At 64.1% G+C, this 16,410-nt stretch carries 12 protein-coding genes and 1 pseudogene; 6 read left to right on the forward strand and 7 right to left on the reverse strand.

The features are described from left to right. Positions 1-9 precede the first annotated feature (9 nt). The gene (locus CAF70_RS09485; protein ID WP_085624336.1) at positions 10-654 is read right to left on the reverse strand and encodes a TetR family transcriptional regulator C-terminal domain-containing protein; all 645 of its coding nucleotides are present in this window, start codon (positions 652-654) and stop codon (positions 10-12) included. Positions 655-756: 102 nt separating this feature from the next. Here CAF70_RS09485 and CAF70_RS09490 point away from each other — a divergent pair, with 102 nt between their 5' ends. Continuing rightward, positions 757-1,503 (forward strand): enoyl-CoA hydratase, encoded by a 747-nt coding sequence (locus tag CAF70_RS09490; RefSeq protein ID WP_085624338.1) that lies wholly within the window; start codon positions 757-759, stop codon positions 1,501-1,503. 193 nt (positions 1,504-1,696) lie between these two features. Here the strand turns inward: CAF70_RS09490 and CAF70_RS09495 are convergent, their stop codons facing one another. From CAF70_RS09495 to CAF70_RS09505, 3 genes are read right to left on the reverse strand one after another with little or no spacing between them, the layout of a single operon-like run. Continuing rightward, entirely contained in the window at positions 1,697-2,752 is a 1,056-nt protein-coding gene (locus CAF70_RS09495; protein ID WP_085624340.1) for a lipocalin-like domain-containing protein, read from the reverse strand. After that, positions 2,742-5,204: an ABC transporter permease gene (locus CAF70_RS09500; RefSeq protein WP_085624342.1), complete on the reverse strand. Its 2,463-nt coding sequence runs from the start codon at positions 5,202-5,204 to the stop codon at positions 2,742-2,744. Before CAF70_RS09500 ends, CAF70_RS09495 begins: the two co-directional genes overlap by 11 nt. Next, a complete protein-coding gene (locus tag CAF70_RS09505) occupies positions 5,204-5,869 on the reverse strand; it encodes an ABC transporter ATP-binding protein (protein ID WP_085624345.1) in 666 nt (221 codons plus the stop codon). Before CAF70_RS09505 ends, CAF70_RS09500 begins: the two co-directional genes overlap by 1 nt. 209 nt (positions 5,870-6,078) lie before the next feature. Here CAF70_RS09505 and CAF70_RS09510 point away from each other — a divergent pair, with 209 nt between their 5' ends. Together CAF70_RS09510 and CAF70_RS09515 are read left to right on the forward strand one after the other, a co-directional pair. Continuing rightward, positions 6,079-7,146, forward strand: a complete 1,068-nt coding sequence (locus tag CAF70_RS09510; RefSeq protein ID WP_085624347.1) for an aromatic ring-hydroxylating dioxygenase subunit alpha — start codon at positions 6,079-6,081, stop codon at positions 7,144-7,146. A gap of 12 nt (positions 7,147-7,158) precedes the next feature. Continuing rightward, positions 7,159-8,109 (forward strand): PDR/VanB family oxidoreductase, encoded by a 951-nt coding sequence (locus CAF70_RS09515; protein WP_085624349.1) that lies wholly within the window; start codon positions 7,159-7,161, stop codon positions 8,107-8,109. A gap of 6 nt (positions 8,110-8,115) precedes the next feature. Here CAF70_RS09515 and CAF70_RS09520 read toward each other — a convergent pair whose 3' ends face one another. The 3 genes and pseudogenes from CAF70_RS09520 to CAF70_RS09530 form a co-directional block, all read right to left on the reverse strand. Next, complete coding sequence (locus tag CAF70_RS09520; RefSeq protein WP_085624351.1) at positions 8,116-8,829, reverse strand: GntR family transcriptional regulator; 714 nt, start codon at positions 8,827-8,829, stop codon at positions 8,116-8,118. 224 nt (positions 8,830-9,053) lie between these two features. After that, a complete protein-coding gene (locus tag CAF70_RS09525; protein WP_178076368.1) occupies positions 9,054-10,307 on the reverse strand; it encodes an OprD family porin in 1,254 nt (417 codons plus the stop codon). A 103-nt stretch (positions 10,308-10,410) separates the two neighbouring features. Continuing rightward, positions 10,411-11,807 (reverse strand): annotated as a pseudogene (locus CAF70_RS09530) (MFS transporter). A 559-nt stretch (positions 11,808-12,366) separates the two neighbouring features. Between CAF70_RS09530 and mrdA the strand changes: the two are divergent. From mrdA to CAF70_RS09545, 3 genes are all read left to right on the forward strand, one after another. Next, complete coding sequence (gene mrdA, locus CAF70_RS09535; protein ID WP_085624354.1) at positions 12,367-14,262, forward strand: penicillin-binding protein 2; 1,896 nt, start codon at positions 12,367-12,369, stop codon at positions 14,260-14,262. 381 nt (positions 14,263-14,643) lie between these two features. Next, positions 14,644-15,204, forward strand: a complete 561-nt coding sequence (gene msuE, locus CAF70_RS09540) for an FMN reductase (protein ID WP_085624356.1) — start codon at positions 14,644-14,646, stop codon at positions 15,202-15,204. A gap of 9 nt (positions 15,205-15,213) precedes the next feature. Next, complete coding sequence (locus CAF70_RS09545; protein ID WP_085624358.1) at positions 15,214-16,401, forward strand: acyl-CoA dehydrogenase family protein; 1,188 nt, start codon at positions 15,214-15,216, stop codon at positions 16,399-16,401. Positions 16,402-16,410 lie beyond the last annotated feature (9 nt).

Below are 16,410 nucleotides of genomic sequence, written 5' to 3' on the forward strand. Positions count from 1 at the left end.
AACAGGCGATCAACAACCCTCCGGCAGACTGAAGCGGCGCCGGCCACCGGCCTGCAGGCCATCGACCCAGGCCTCGCAGATCAGCACGCCCTGCTCGGGGGTGAATGTACCGGGGTTGAGCCCCGACTCCAGCCACAGGCCGTCGAGCAAGGCACTCAGGCTGATGGCCGCAAGGTCGGCATCGAAGCCCTGCCAGCCCTCCTCCCCGGCCAGCGTGGCCAGCAGCCCGCTCAGTTCGTTGCGGTATTCTCCATAAGAATGGTCATGCACCTGGTTGATCGCCTCGGCGGTCTTCACCGCGCCCCAGAACGCCAGCCAGGCGTCAAGCAATTGCGGGTCGAGCAACTCGGCGCAGAACGAGGCGCGGAAGAACGCCGACAACCGTTCGCGGGCATTGGGCGCGGCCTGGGCCATGGCCTCGCGCAGCAGGCCCATCACCCGGCCGGTGACCGCCATGTAGGCTTCGGCCACCAGCTCATCCTTGCCGGCATAGTGATGGCTGATCAACCCGACCGAAACCCCGGCCTCGGCCGAAATCTTGCGGATCGACGCGCCCTGGAAGCCATGGCGCTTGAGGCATGCCAGGGTCGCCTCGACCAGGTTGGCTTTGCGCAATTCCGGTAGCATGCGGTGGTAGCGGGCTTCCTGGTTCATCGGCGGCTCTCGGGCTAGGGGTTGGACTGAACGACTGTACAACAAGCCAGACTGCGTGATAAACCCTTGGCACCCTAGCCCACAACAACAAAAGCGGCTGCCATGAACGACCTGATCACACGTGACCTGGACCAGGGCCTGCTGACCCTGGCCTTCAACCGCCCCGACAAGCTCAACGCCTTGAACACCGCCATGTACCAACAGCTGGGCGACCTGTTGCTGGCGGCAGGTGAAGACCCTGATGTCGATGCCATCATCGTTACCGGTGGGCCGCACTGCTTTACCGCTGGCAATGACTTGCGCGACTTCCTCGACAACCCGCCCGCCGACCTGGACAGCCCGGTGTTCCGCCTGATGCGGGTGGTGATGGGCCTGGACAAGCCGCTGATTGCCGCGGTCAGTGGTGCGGCGATCGGCATCGGTGCCACCTTGCTGTTGCATTGCGACCAAGTGCTGGTCAGCCGTACGACCAAGCTGCGCATCCCTTTCGCGCCGTTGGGCGTGTGCCCGGAGTTTGGTTCCAGCCTGCTGCTGCCGCGTTTGCTTGGCCATGCCCATGCCGCTCGCCTGCTGCTGGCAAACGAGTTGCTCGACGGCGAACAGATGCTGGCCTGGGGGCTTGCCAATGAACTGCATGAGGATGGCGAACAGTGCCTGGCTGCAGCCCGCAAGCTGGCGCGACAGCTGCAAGGCTACCCACAGGCGGCGCTGCGTATCAGCAAGCGGCTGCTCAAGGACGGCCAACGGGCCGAGCTAGAGGCGACAGTGGCGCGGGAAAGCCGGTTGTTCATCGAGTGCTTGCGCACCGAAGAAGCGCGGGCAGTACTGCGTGGACTGATCAAGGATTGAAAAGCCGGGGCCGCGATGCGGCCCATCGCCGGCAAGCCAGCTCCCACAGATCGCGCCAGCTTTTAGAAATTGAACAAGAAAGTTGTTCCCATCGACCGCGCTGGACTCAAGCCATGCGCAATCCCTGTGGGAGCTGGCTTGCCGGCGATGGGCTGCAGAGCAGCCCCATGAAAGCGCAGAAATGCCTGAATCGCTAATACCCGGTCATCTCCAGATACCCCCGTCCCCCCGCACTCCCGGTCAAGCGCACCGGCCCCTCCCAATACGGGAACCGCGTCTCCATCCAGGCCTGCCATTCCACCGCCTCGACCTGCACATCCACCCCCTGCCCCGGCACCTGCACCCGCCACCGCGTCGGCACCTTTTTGCCATTCTTCTGCCGGGCCCAGGCCAGCGCCTGCAGCTGGACCTGCGCACCCTGCAGCGCCACCACCGCGCCCTGCGTGCCAACCCAGGTCCCAGCGCGATACGCCTTCCCCTGCGCCTCGCGTACCTGGAACAGCATCAGCCTGGCGCCACTGTCCAGGTGCAGGGAAAACCAGTCCCATCCCGTCTGCCCGGCGGCCAGTGGCTGGCTGCTCCATTCCCGGTCCAGCCAGGCCTGGCCGGTGACCGCAATGCACTGGCCGTCACGTTGCACCTCCCCACTCACTTGGTAGAACGGCTGGCTGTAATAGTACGAAGCCTGCCCCTTGCCGGACTTCTCGCTGTAACCCTGATCCCCGTGCAGCACCAAGGGCCGATCGCTGTGCAGTTGCAGGTCATAGCGAAAGCCTTCACCACTGGCGACCATTTGCAGCTGCTCGATGCCACGGCTGCCCTGCAACGACCAGTCATTGATCCACGCCCGGAACGGCTGGGCCTCCACGCCCGCCTGGCCGATACCCCCGCGCGCCAGGGTTTCGGCAGACTGATGAGCGCCCGGGCCGGTCAGCGCCGCGTGCCCCATCCACAGGTTCGGGCTGTTCCAGCCGGCAGTCTCGGGGCCGGGGCGCAGGGCCGAGCGGAACAGCGTCCACTGCGCACCCCAGTCACGCCCTTGGGCGTCCTGGAGGTTTGCGGTGACATACCACCATTCGATACGAAAGCCATCGTGGGCCCCGTGGTCACGCGGAAATTCCAGGCGATGGCCGCGGCTTACCTGGCTGAATTCGCCCGCCTGCTGCCCGAGCCCGGCATAGCTTTGCTCGGCGGGCTGATCACAGCCGCCCAGCAACCCGCACAGCAACAGCCACGCGCTACGCTTCATCGGCAAACGGCCTCAACAGTTCGCGCGGCTGGCGACGTGCCAGCCGCCACAGTGGCCAGGCGCTGGCCAACAGGCTGGTCAACATGCCCAGCACGGCCAGTTGCAGCAGGTGTGCAGGGAACACGTAGAGTGGCAAGCGCCAACCGAATGCCTGCACGTTCACCACCGCGACCAGGCACCAGGCCAGCAGGATACCCAGCGGGATCGCCAGCAGCACGGTAAGGCTGCTCAGCAACAGTGTCTGCCCAAGGCTTAGCCACACCAGATGCATGCGCCGCACGCCCAGTGCCCACAGCGGCGCCAACTGGCCCAGGCGGGTCTGACCCAGGGTCAGCAGGTTGATGAAAAGCGCCACGCCAGCCACGCCAAGGGTGAGGCTGTTGAGCGCGGCGGTGGCGGCGAAGGTGCGGTTGAACACCTCGGTGGACCAGCGCTTGAGACGCGCCTGCTCGACCACGCGGCTGTCGTCCAGGGCAAAGCGCTGTTGCAAGGCGGCCTTGAGCGCTGACACCTGCTCGACCGCCAGATCGACACTCAACCCGGTCAGGGTTGCCTGTGACCAGTGCCCGCGCAGCCAGCCGGCATTGACCAGCATGTGCCCTTTGGGGTTGCCGTAATCGGCATAGATGCCCACAACGCTCAGGGCTGGCGAAGTGCCTGCGGGTAGCCTCAAGTGATCGCCCAGTTGCAGCTTCAGTCGCCTGGCCAGCTGTTCACTGAGCATCACGGCCTGCCCGGCGGCCAGTTGCTCCCAGGCCTGCTTTTGCTGCGCCAGCAATGGCCAGCGAGTGCGATAGACGGGATGATCGACGATGCCCTGGAGCTGCACCGGCCAGCCCTGCAGCTGTGTTTCCACACGCCAGCCGGGCAGTACCACACGCACCGAAGGTTGCTGCCCGAGCCACTCGGCCATCTGCAAGCCTTGGGCGGTGTCCCTTGGCGTGACATACAGGTCGGCGGAAAGGCGCACGTCAAGCCAGCCGACAAAGGTCTTGCGAAAGCCCTCGGTCATGCTGCCCACGCCGACACTGGCGGCCAGCGCCAGCAACAGTGCCATCAACGCCAGGCTCAGGGCCGGCAATTGCTGGCGGCTGTCGGCGACAAACCATTGCGACAAGGGCCGCCGACAACGACACGCCAACCAGGCCAGCACCCGGTCGAGCAAGGCCGGCAGCAACAGCGCCGCCGCCAGCAGCAACGCGGCCAGCATGGCGAAAGCGCTGGGCAGGCTATCGCCAAGCACGCCACAACCCACAGCCAGCAACAGCAACAGGCCCGCCACTGAAGCCTGACGCTTCAACCACGGCCCCAGCGCCACTCGCCAGGCCTGCGGCTGCGCCAGTGCCAGCAATGGCAACCGTGCTGCCCGCAGAACGCTGCTCAGCCCTGCCAGCAATGCACCGAGCACGCTCACCAACAGCCCTGCCAGCCACCAACCCGCAGGCAGGCTCAACGTGCCAGCGACCTGCGCGCCATAAAGGCCCCGCAGGCTGGCAGCGACATCGGGCAGCAACCACGCAGCCAACCCGTAACCACTGGCCACTCCGGCGATCCCGCCCAGCAGCGCGAACAGGCCCAGCTCCAGCACCAGTGCGCATGACAGGGTCTTCAAGCTGATGCCACAGGCGCGCAGGTTGCGAATCAACCCCCGCCGCTGCTCCAGCGCCAAGCCGATCGCCGCATGGGCGATGAACAGGCCAACGACGAACGCCAGCAAGCCCAAGGCAGTCATGTTGAGGTGGAAACTGTCGGTCAGGCGCTGCAAACCGCCGTCGTCCTCCTTCGGTTGCAGTTCAAGGTATGCCTCGACATCTGTTGGCAAACGCCCAGGGTTATCGGCCACCAGCAATCGCGACAACTGCCCAGGAGCTTGCAGCAACGCCTGCGCATGGCCGATATCGACCACGATCACTCCGGGCGCCAATTCAGGCTGCAATATCCACGGAGGCAGCGACTGCCCTTCGCTATCGTGTGCTACCTGCCCGGCGTTGATGTTCAATTGCTGCAAGGTGTCTGGCCCAACCAAGGCTTGCCCGGGCATGCCGATGAACGCCTGCAGGTCGAATGCCTGCGGCTGAATGCCGGCAATGCTGCTGGCCGGCGGCAGGCTCAACGGCTCGATGCCGATCAAGCGCACGCTGCGCGCCGGCTCGCCCGGCAGGCGCAAGCGCCCTTCCAGCACTGGGGACACTGCCCAGCCCAACCTGCGTAACTGCACGTACAGCGCCTGGTCGAAGCGCTCGCCATGGCGCGGTAGCAGTTGCGCCTGCAGCGGCCCCGCCAGTACCGCACTGGCCCGGGCATAGTCGCTGCGTGCCTGGCTGTTCAGCGCCTGCACCCCGGTCCACAGTGCCGTGGCCAGCCACAGGCCGGTGAGGATGCTGAAGAACTGCACGCGATGGCGTCGCCAATGGCTGAGCAGCGCCAGCAGGGCCAGCGACAACAGTCTCATCAGTCCTGCTCTGCCTGTACGCGCCCAGCCTGCAAGTAGCAACGCTGCTGCAGGTGCGCCGCCAGCCGGCGACTGTGGGTCACCATTAGGACACCACTGCCAGCCTCGGCGACCAGTTGCAGCAGCAAGCTCAACACCTCGTCGCTGCTGCCTTCGTCGAGACTGCCAGTGGGTTCGTCGGCCAGCAACCAGGCCGGGCGCCCGGCCAGGGCGCGGCCAATGGCTACCCGCTGTTGCTGGCCGCCTGACAATTGCTCCGGATAACGCGCCAGCAAATCCGCCAGCCCCAGGCGCTGCGCCAGGTAGGCCAGCCAATCGGGATCATGCCGACCGGCCAGCCGGGCCTGAAACGCAAGATTGGCCTCCACATCCAGGCTGCTGATCAGGTTGTACTGCTGGAACACCAGGCCTATGCCCTCCCGCCGCCACAGCGCCAGCGACGCCTCTGAACGGCTGTCGAGCGGGGCGTCGTCAATCAGGATGCGGCCACTGTCGGCACGGTCCAGGCCGGCCACCAGATGCAGCAAGGTGCTCTTGCCGCTGCCCGACTCGCCCATCAGCGCCAGGCTGCTGCCGCGCGCCAGGCGCAGGTCAACGCCCTGCAAAACCGGGATTGGGCCTTGGGGGGAAGGGAACGATTTGTAGAGGTTTTCGATGACCAGCATCGAGAGGCCTTGGTGGTGAGGTGTCTGTCTAGTAATAGCAGGTCAAGCGCTGTTGGGCATGAAGCTACCTACACCCACCACCAATGGATCCATAATAATCCGATTACCGCACAAAACCCTTAAAACATAGGCTATTTATGTTGACCCCGTGGACTCATATGGCTCTAATGGATCCATTAAATAAAAACAACACCCGGAGAGCCCTACCCATGTACCCCAAGAACACCTGGTACGTCGCCTGCACCCCCGACGAAATCGCCACCAAGCCCCTGGGCCGACAGATCTGCGGGGAGAAAATCGTGTTCTATCGTGGCCGCGAAAACCGCGTAGCAGCCGTCGAAGACTTTTGCCCGCACCGTGGTGCGCCGTTGTCGCTGGGCTATGTCGAGGACGGCAATCTGGTATGTGGCTACCACGGCCTGGTCATGGGTTGCGACGGCAAGACCGTGTCGATGCCGGGCCAGCGGGTACGGGGCTTCCCCTGCAACAAGACCTTTGCTGCAGTCGAGCGCTATGGCTTCATCTGGGTCTGGCCCGGCGATCAGGTGCAGGCCGACCCGGCGCTGATCCCGCACCTGGAATGGGCGGTGAGTGATGAGTGGGCCTATGGAGGTGGGCTTTTCCACATCGGCTGCGACTACCGCTTGATGATCGACAACCTGATGGACCTGACCCACGAAACCTACGTGCACGCCTCCAGCATCGGCCAGAAAGAGATCGACGAGGCGCCACCGGTCACTACCGTCACCGGCGACGAAGTAGTCACCGCCCGGCACATGGAAAACATCATGGCCCCGCCCTTCTGGCGCATGGCCCTGCGCGGCAACGGCCTGGCCGACGATGTGCCAGTGGACCGCTGGCAGATCTGCCGCTTCACACCGCCCAGCCATGTGCTGATCGAAGTCGGCGTGGCGCATGCTGGCAAAGGTGGCTACCACGCCGAGGCGCAGCACAAGGCGTCGAGCATCGTGGTCGACTTCATCACCCCGGAAAGCGATACCTCGATCTGGTACTTCTGGGGCATGGCGCGCAATTTCGCGGCGCACGACCAGGCCCTGACAGACAACATTCGCGAGGGCCAGGGCAAGATTTTCAGCGAAGACCTGGAGATGCTAGAACGCCAGCAACAAAACCTGCTGGCCAACCCCGAGCGCAACCTGCTGAAGCTGAACATCGATGCCGGCGGCGTGCAGTCGCGCAAGGTACTGGAGCGACTCATCGCCAAAGAACGCACTCCCCAGCCACAACTGATCGCAACCAGCGCCACCCCTGCCTGAGGAACTGCCAACATGATCGATGTCGTAGTGGTATCCCGTAACGATGAAGCCCAGGGTATCTGCAGTTTCGAGCTGGCGGCGGCAGATGGCAGCCTGCTGCCGGCGTTCAGCGCTGGTGCGCACATCGATGTGCACCTGCCCGACGGGCTGGTGCGCCAGTATTCGCTGTGCAATCACCCCGAAGAGCGCCACCGCTACTTGATCGGCGTGCTCAACGACCCGGCCTCGCGGGGCGGTTCACGCAGCCTGCACGAGAAGGTGCAGGCCGGCGCCCGGCTGCGTATCAGCGCGCCGCGCAACCTGTTCCCGCTGGCCGAGGAGGCACGGCGCAGTTTACTGTTCGCCGGAGGCATTGGCATTACCCCGATCCTGTGCATGGCCGAGCAGTTGTCCCACCGTGGCCATGATTTCGAACTGCACTACTGCGCCCGCTCCAGCGAGCGTGCGGCGTTTGTCGAGCGTATTCGCAATGCGCCGTTTGCCGATAGGCTGATCGCGCATTTTGACGAGCAGCCGGAAACCGCTTTGGACATTGCTCATGTGCTGGGTAACCCACAAGGCGATATGCACCTGTATGTGTGCGGGCCAGGTGGTTTCATGCAGCATGTGCTCGAGAATGCCAAGGAGCTGGGCTGGCAGGAAGCCAACCTGCACCGCGAGTACTTTGCAGCGGCGCCAGTGGATGCCAGTAACGACGGTACTTTCTCGGTGCAGGTCAACAGTACCGGGCAAGTGTTCGAGGTGCCGGCCGACCAGACCGTGGTGCAGGTGCTGGAACAGAACGGCATCGAGATCGCGATGTCGTGCGAGCAAGGTATTTGCGGTACCTGCCTGACCCGTGTGCTAGGGGGTACGCCTGACCATCGCGACATGTTCCTCACCGAGGAAGAGCAAGCCCTGAACGATCAGTTCACGCCTTGTTGCTCGCGGTCGAAAACGCCGTTGCTGGTTCTGGATATCTGAGCCGGCTCACGAAGTCGGCAGGATGACCTTCATGCCCGGGTCTGCTGCAGCGCCACCGAAGGTCTCGGCGTAACGCAGGGTGGCATTGGCATGCTCGCGCATTATCGCTTCGGCGCGGGCACCCTGGCGGTTGATCAAGGCATCGAACACCGCATGGTGCTGCATGTGGGCGAAGTTGAAGCGCCGGTACTCGCGGGCCAGGTTATGGCGATCCACAGCCAGCGCGGTGACAGAAGCGAACGGCAGGTGGTCGTTACGTGCCAGAGCTACGGCAATGGCCGGGTTGTGGCTGGCCTCGATGATCACCTGGTGGAAACGCATGTTGAGATCGTGGTAGGCCTGCAGGTCTGCTTCGGTCACGAAGCCCTTGTCGAACAGCTGGTCGCCATCGACCAGGCATTGTTGCAGGGCCCCGCGTATTTGCGCAGACAAGCCACGTTCGGCGGCCTGGCGGGCAGCCAATCCTTCCAGCACGCCTCGCACCTCGACCGCACCAGCGATGTCATCGGCGCTGACTGAACGCACCTGGAACCCCCGGCCACCAAAGCGCACCAGCAAGCCTTCCTGTTCGAGGGTACGGAACGCCATGCGCACCGGCATGCGTGAGACACCGAACAATTCTGCGGTGGGGACTTCCATCAAGCGCTCGCCGGCCGCCAGCTCGCCCGAGGCGATCATCTTGCGCAACGCGACCAGCACCATTTGACCGGGTTTGCTCATCCAGGCAGCTTCCAGAGACATGAGCGGGCATCTTAGCGCAAGCCGAGAGGTTGTTGCTGGTCTGTTCGGGTTGGCCGGTCTGCATGACAACGCCCCCGCTTCAAGCCATGCGCTGTAGATGCAGGAGCGGGTATGGCCGCAAAGCAGACTATGCGGGGCATGCGATCGGCTTTGCCGGCGTTCGCGGGTACGCCCACTCCCACAACTTCAACGATGCGACGCGCCTACAGCGTCAGCGGATAGGTGATGATCAAGCGTGTCTGGTCAAAGTCACCACTGAAGCTACGCCGGTTGGTCGCGTTGTTAAGCCGGACATTGAGGTTCATCAATGGCCCGCTCTGGAAGGTGTAGTTGACCTCGGTATCGCGCTCCCACTCTTTGCCATTGCTGGCTGCCGCCGTGCTCACGTTCTCGCCATGCCCGTAACGCACCATGGCCAGCAGGCCTGGCACGCCCAACGCGGCAAAGTTGTAGTCGTAACGCACTTGCCATGAGCGCTCGTCAGCATTGCTGAAGTTGCCGTTGAACATGTCGTTGCCCAAGGTCCGCCCGCTACTGCCGTACACCGACATCCACTGGCTATCACCACTCACCTTCTGCAGCCCCAGGTACAACGTGTGACCACTGCGCGCGGCAGACAGCAAGGCGTAGCCGGTACGGCTCTGGATATCGCCGATGCGCGCCTGGCCATCGTCCCGGTCGATGAAGTAACCGAGGTTCGCACCCAGCGTCCACTCCCCAGCCCGCTGGCTGTGCAACAGGTTGAAGTAGCTCTGCTGGTAGATATCCTCCAGCTGCGAATGCCAGGCGCCGATCAAAGTACGCTGCTGGTTGAAACGGTACTCGGCACCGGCATAGTTGAAACCGTCCGAAGTCACTCCTGGCGCAGCCCAGGCAGAAAGGTCCTGCATGTCAGACGAATTGCGCAGGCTTACCTCACGATACTGGCCAGCCTGCAAGCTCAGGCCTTCGATCTCGCGTGAGTCGAACATAGCGCCGCGGAAGGTCTGCGGCAACAGGCGGCCATCGTCGTAGCGCAGCAATGGAATGTCCGGCAGCAGTTCACCGACCTTTAACTCGGTGGCCGAAACGCGCAGCTTCGCCGCCAACCCGACGCGCCCATAGTTGTCAGCCGCGCGGCCGTCATCATGCACCGGCAGCAATTCGGAGCCGCTGGTACCGCGGCCACTGTCCAGCTTAACGCCGAACATGCCGATGCCGTCCAGGCCCAAACCGATCAACCCTGGGGTGTAGCCTGAACTGAACTTGAAGATGAAGCCTTGGGCCCATTCTTCAATATTGCTCTTGGCCGCCCCTGGGTCGCGAAAATCACGGTTGAAATAGTAGTTGCGCAGTGTCAACCCGGCCTTGGCATCCTCGAAGAAGCCCGCTTCTTCGGCCCAGGCCGGCAACCCCAGGCCCAGCGCCAGCGAAACCGCCAGGGCCGAACGGGTCAGCGTGCAAGTCGTGTGCATCATTATTATTGTTCTCCGCTTTTCGTAGGCGCAGCCGACCACCTCGTGCCGGCATGGGCACAAGGCGACAAGCTGCATTCAGGTGCCCGACCTGGCCGGGCAGTACTCAGTGGCTCAGTGCGTCGCTAGCCAAGCCTGGAGCCGGCCTGGTTCCGCTCCGCAGCAACAGCAGGCAACCTGCGGCCAGCACGAACACGCTGGCGAACACCCCGTACAGGTGCAACGGTTGCCAGCCGCCATCGAGCAGCACACCAGCCACCGTCGGCGACAGGATCGCGCCCATGCGGCCGATGCCAATGCCCCAGCCCACACCAGTGGCGCGCACCGAAGCGCCATAGACCACCGGCGACAGGGCATACAGCCCACACCAGTGGCGCGCACCGAAGCGCCATAGACCACCGGCGACAGGGCATACAGCCCGGCCACGCAGCCGTTGGAGAACAGCCCGATCAACAACCCCAATACCAACGCCGCGCTGACCGAGGCACCATTTGCCACGAACAGCACCAGCAGCACCGCGGTAATCAGCATGAACAGCGCCAGCACGCGGGTCAGTGGCCAGCGCGAAGCCAGGCCGCCGATCAGCGCCGCGCCGAGGATGCCGCCAACGCTCAACAGCACCCCGCCAGTGATGCCCTGCTCGGCCGACAGCCCAGCGGCCACCAGCAGCTTCGGCGTCCAGCTCATGACGAAGTAGAAGCCGAACATGACCAGGAAGAACAACAACCAGATCACCAACGTGGTGCGGCGCATGGCCGGTGCCAGCAGCTGCTTGAAACCGCTGGCTGCGCCCTGCTCCCTTGCCGCCGTTGCTGGCAGTTGCACCAGTGTCGGCTGGCCGAGGCGCGCTGCCAGGCGGTTGACCCGTGCCAGGGCATTGGCTGGCCGGCGTGCCAGCAGGAAGTCCAGTGACTCCGGCAACCACAACAACACCAGCGGAATTACCAGGACAGTGACGATGCCGCCGAACAGAAACACCGAGCGCCAGCCCCAGTGCCCCAGTAACCATACTGCCAGCAGACCGCCCAAGGTCGCGCCCAGCGCATAGCCGGTGGACTGCAGGCTGACCGCCAGGCCACGCCAGCGCTTGCTGGCGTATTCGCTGGCAATCACGTTGCTACTGGCCAGGATGCCGCCGATCCCCAAACCGGTCAGTCCACGCAACAGTGCCAGTTGCAGCGGGCTTTGGCTCAGCGCCGAGAGCAACATCCCAACGCCGGACAGCGCCAGGCACAACAGGATCAGCGGGCGTCGGCCCAGGCGATCGGCCCATGGCGCGATGAACAGCGACCCAGCCGCCATGCCGAACAGGCCGGCGCTGAGCAGCAACCCCACCTGCGCCCCGCTCAGGCGCCACTCGGCAGACACCGAGGCAGCGGTGAAGGCCATGACCAGTACATCGAAGCCGTCGATCATGTTGAGGATGATGCAGATACCAATGGCCAGGCACTGGAAGCGCCCCATCGGGTCGGTGTCCAGACGTTGCTTGAGGTCAGGGTTCATGGGCTCACCCGCCGGTTCACAGGTGAGAGAACAGATGCGCACGCGCAGGCAAAGCGCAAGGAACCCTGACGGTTCCACACCCTTGAAAAGCCATTCATGACTGGACCCTTTTTGTAATTGTTGTCGCATACGGCTGGAGGTTTCCGGCCGTTGTCAGGCGCTAATCAACCAGATAATGGATCCACAAACAATCACTGAAGACTCAATAAGCGCAGGCCTCCTTGGCGAAACGCTACTAAACGATCGATCTATTAAATATTTATTGATGTATTTCAATAGTTTATTGGCTCTCATGAGCCAGCATTTAATGTTCGGTTATCGAACGAAGTTGCGCTATGGATCCATAGAGGCACGGAAAACCTCTATTCACCGTTCACGAAGGGCCAGCCATGAACAAATCTTCATATTGCCCGCCAGCGCCCTGATCACGGGGCACACAGCCGATGCCACGCCATCGCCAGCTGGCACTCGCCTTGAGGCTGCGTAGCGTGTTGCGTAGCATCCCCCGCCCGTTCGCGCGCCCGCACGGCCAAGGCGACCCCGTAGAAAAGAGCTCCTGATGCCGCAACCTATCCCTCTCAAGGACCACGAAAAGGAAAAGCACCTGGTCAACCGCCGGCTTCTGGCCTGCGCCGCCCTGGTGTTCAGCCTGTGTGCCGTCCTGGTGGGCCGGCTCTATGTGCTGCAGGTGCTGCAGCACGACCAGCAGACTGCCGTGTCGGAAAACAACCGCGTTCACGTGCTGCCCATCGCCCCCGAACGCGGGCTGATCTACGACCGCAACGGCGTGGTGCTGGCCGACAACAAGCCCAGCTTCGACCTGACCATGACCCGCGAGCGGGCCGGCGGCGACACGGCCAAGGTGCTCGACACGCTAGCCCAGGTGCTGAACCTTGGCGAAGACGACCGCAAGCAGTTCGACAAGGACCTGCGCCGTGGGCGCAAGCCGTTCGAGCCGGTGACCCTGATGGTCGGCCTGAGCGAAGAGCAGATTGCCCTGGTGGCGGTGAACCAGTTCCGCCTGCCAGGCCTGGAGGTGGAACCACAGTTCATCCGCGAGTACCCGCTGGCCGAGCATTTCGCCCACTCGGTGGGCTATGTGGGGCGCATCAACGAGAAAGAGGCCAAGGCCCTCGACAGCACCGAATACCGGGGCACCCAATCGATCGGCAAGACCGGCATCGAGCACTTCTACGAAAGCCAGCTGCACGGCCACGTGGGTTACGAGGAAGTCGAGACCAACGCCCAGGGCCGGGTAATGCGCGTGCTCAACCACAAGGCCCCGACCCCGGGCCAGAACATCGTCCTGACCCTGGACGCCCACCTGCAACTGGCCGCGGAAAAGGCCCTGGGCGACCGCCGCGGCTCGGTGGTGGTGCTCGACCCGGCCAATGGCGACGTGCTGGCGATGGTCAGCAACCCCAGCTTCGACCCCAACCTGTTCGTCAAGGGCATCAGCTTCAAACAGTACGCGGCCCTGCGCGATTCCATCGACCGCCCGCTGTTCAACCGCGTGCTGCGCGGCCTGTATGCCCCCGGTTCGACGGTGAAGCCGGAGGTGGCCATCGCCGGCCTCGACAGCGGCGTGATAACCCCGGGCAACCGGGTGTTCGACCCGGGTTACTATGAACTGCCCAACTACGACCACAAGTACCGCAACTGGAACCGCAGCGGCGATGGCTGGGTGGATATGTACACCGCCATCATGCGTTCCAACGACACTTACTTCTACGATCTGGCGCACAAGCTTGGCATCGACCGCCTGCACGATTACCTGGCCGAGTTCGGCCTGGGCCAGAAGGTGTCGCTGGACATGTTCGAGGAAGCGCCCGGGTTGATGCCGTCGGCCGAGTGGAAGCGCGCCACCCGGCGCCAGGCCTGGTTCCCGGGCGAGACACTGATCCTGGGCATCGGCCAGGGCTACATGCAGGTCACCCCACTGCAGTTGGCCCAGGCCACCAGCCTGCTGGCGAGCAAGGGCGTGTGGCACCGCCCGCACCTGGCCATGACCGTGGGTGGCGATGCGCCGGTCGACCCCAACCCGATGCCCGATATCGTGCTGCACGACAGGCACGCCTGGGACCAGGTCAGCCAGGGCATGCAGATGGTCATGCACGACCCGCGCGGCATCGCCCGCGCTGCCGCGGCCGGTGCGCAATACCGGATTGCCGGCAAGAGCGGCACCGCGCAGGTGGTGGCGATCAAGCAGGGCGAACGCTACAACCGCGACAAGACCCTGGAGCGGCACCGCGACAATGCCCTGTTCGTCGGCTTTGCTCCGGCAGATCACCCGAGCGTCGTGGTGGCGGTGATGATCGAGAACGGTGAAGCCGGTGGGCGGGTGGCTGGACCGGTGGTGCGGGAGGTGATGGATGCCTACCTGCTGGATGAGCATGGGCATCTGAAGCCGCAGTATGCGGGCGGAGTAGTACCTCGGAGCGTGCCGCACACTTAGGATCTTTGGGGCCGCTTCGCGCCCCATCGCGACACAAGGCCGCTCCTGCAAGAGACCGCGTCCGCGTGTAGGAGCGGCCTTGTGTCGCGAAAGGGCTGCGAAGCAGCCCCAGCCCATAAAAAATCAAAATCAGGAATAAGAATATAAAATCTTATTCCTTTTTAATCAGTCCGAAATCTTCTATAAATCCCCAACTGCACAGCCGCCAACACCCGGCCAACTGTCTGCAGCGCAACACAGGATCAACAGGCAACGCCCACACGGCAACAGCGCTGCAAGCACCAAAAATGCGCTAACCAGTTGAAATAGAAGAACATTAAAATCCGGCACGACGATTGCTCAAGCAAAGTCCCCCGCTCACCCCGAACCGGAGACCTGCCCATGAGCACCCCACTGAACGTCGTAGCCCTGTCTGGCGGCACTGCCCGTCCCTCGCGCACCCTGGCCCTGACCGAGGCGATCCTCGCCGAACTGGCCGAGCACCTGCACATCAAGCCGCACCTGATCGAGCTGGGCGAGATCGCCCGCCCGCTGGGCAGCGCCCTGTGGCGCAGCGAACTGCCCGAGGCCGTCGAACAGCAACTGCGCCTGGTGGAAAAAGCCGACCTGCTGGTGGTGACCACGCCGGTGTACCGCGGCAGCTTCACCGGCCACTTCAAGCATCTGTTCGACCTGATCGGCCAGGACGCCCTGGTCGACACCCCGGTGCTGCTCGCCGCCACCGGCGGCAGCGAACGTCACGCGCTGGTGCTCGACCACCAGCTGCGTCCACTGTTCAGCTTCCTGCAAGCCCTGACCCTGCCCATCGGCGTGTTCGCCAGCCAGGCGGAAATGGCCGACTACCGGGTTTCCAGCGCAGCCCTCGCCGCCCGTATCCGCCTGGCCGCCGAGCGCGCCGTGCCGCTGTTCGGTGCCCATTACGCGCTGCGCAAGAGCGCCTGAGGAGCGGCCATGAATGCACCTGTGAATACGCCCCCACGCCCAGCCCTGGCCATCGCCCGCGAACTGGCCGGGCAGTTTGCCCAGACCGCGGTCGAACGTGATGAGCGCGGCGGCACGCCAAAAGCCGAGCGCGACGCCCTGCGTGACAGCGGCCTGCTGTCGCTGGTGATCCCGCAGGCCTTCGGTGGCCAGGGCGCCAGCTGGTACGACACCTTCGCGGTGGTGCGCGAGTTCGCCCGGGTCGACAGCTCCATCGCCCACGTATTCGGCTTCCATCACCTGATGCTGGCCACCGTGCGCCTGTTCTCGCGCCCGGAGCAATGGCAACCGTGGTTCGAACAGACCGCCCGCAAGCAGTGGTTCTGGGGCAATGCCCTGAACCCGCTGGACACCCGCACCGTGGTCAAGCACTTCGATGGCTGGTGCGAGTTCTCCGGCAAGAAAAGCTTCTGCTCCGGCGCCAGCGACTCGGAAATGCTCATCGCTTCGGCGGTGGACGAACGTGCTGGCGGCAAGCTGCTGATCGCGGCCATCCCCAGTGGCCGTACCGGCATAAGCCTGCACAGCGACTGGAACAACATCGGCCAGCGCCAGACCGACAGCGGCAGCGCCACCTTCGAGCGGGTACGGGTGGAACGCAACGAACTGCTGCTAGACCCTGGCCCGCTGAGCACGCCGTTCGCCGCCCTGCGCCCGCTGATTGCCCAACTGCACTTCGCCAACCTGTTCCTCGGCATTGCCGAAGGGGCGTTCGAGGAGGCCCGCCAGTACACCCTCAAGGAAAGCCGGCCGTGGTTCCGCTCCAGCGCCGCCAGCAGCGCCGAAGACCCATACGTGCTGCGCCATTACGGCGAATTCTGGGTCGCTCTGGAAAGCGTGCGCCTGCTGATCGAACGGGCCGCACACCAGCTCGATGCCGCCTGGGCCAAGGAACACGCCCTCACGGCGCAAGAGCGCGGCGACCTGGCCCTGGCCATCGGCACCGCCAAGGTCGCTGCCAGCCGCCATGGCCTGGACATCTGCAACCGGCTGTTCGAGGTCACCGGCGCCCGCGCCACCCATGCTTCGCTGCGCTTCGACCGCCACTGGCGCAACCTGCGCACGCAAACCCTGCACGACCCGGTGGACTACCGCATTCACGAACTCGGCGAGTGGGCCCTCAACGACAAGCGCCCTGCCCCATCCTTCTATTCCTGAGGATTGCCC

It is taken from the genome of Pseudomonas sp. B19(2017) (genome assembly GCF_002113165.1).
Classification (GTDB): Bacteria; Pseudomonadota; Gammaproteobacteria; order Pseudomonadales; family Pseudomonadaceae; genus Aquipseudomonas.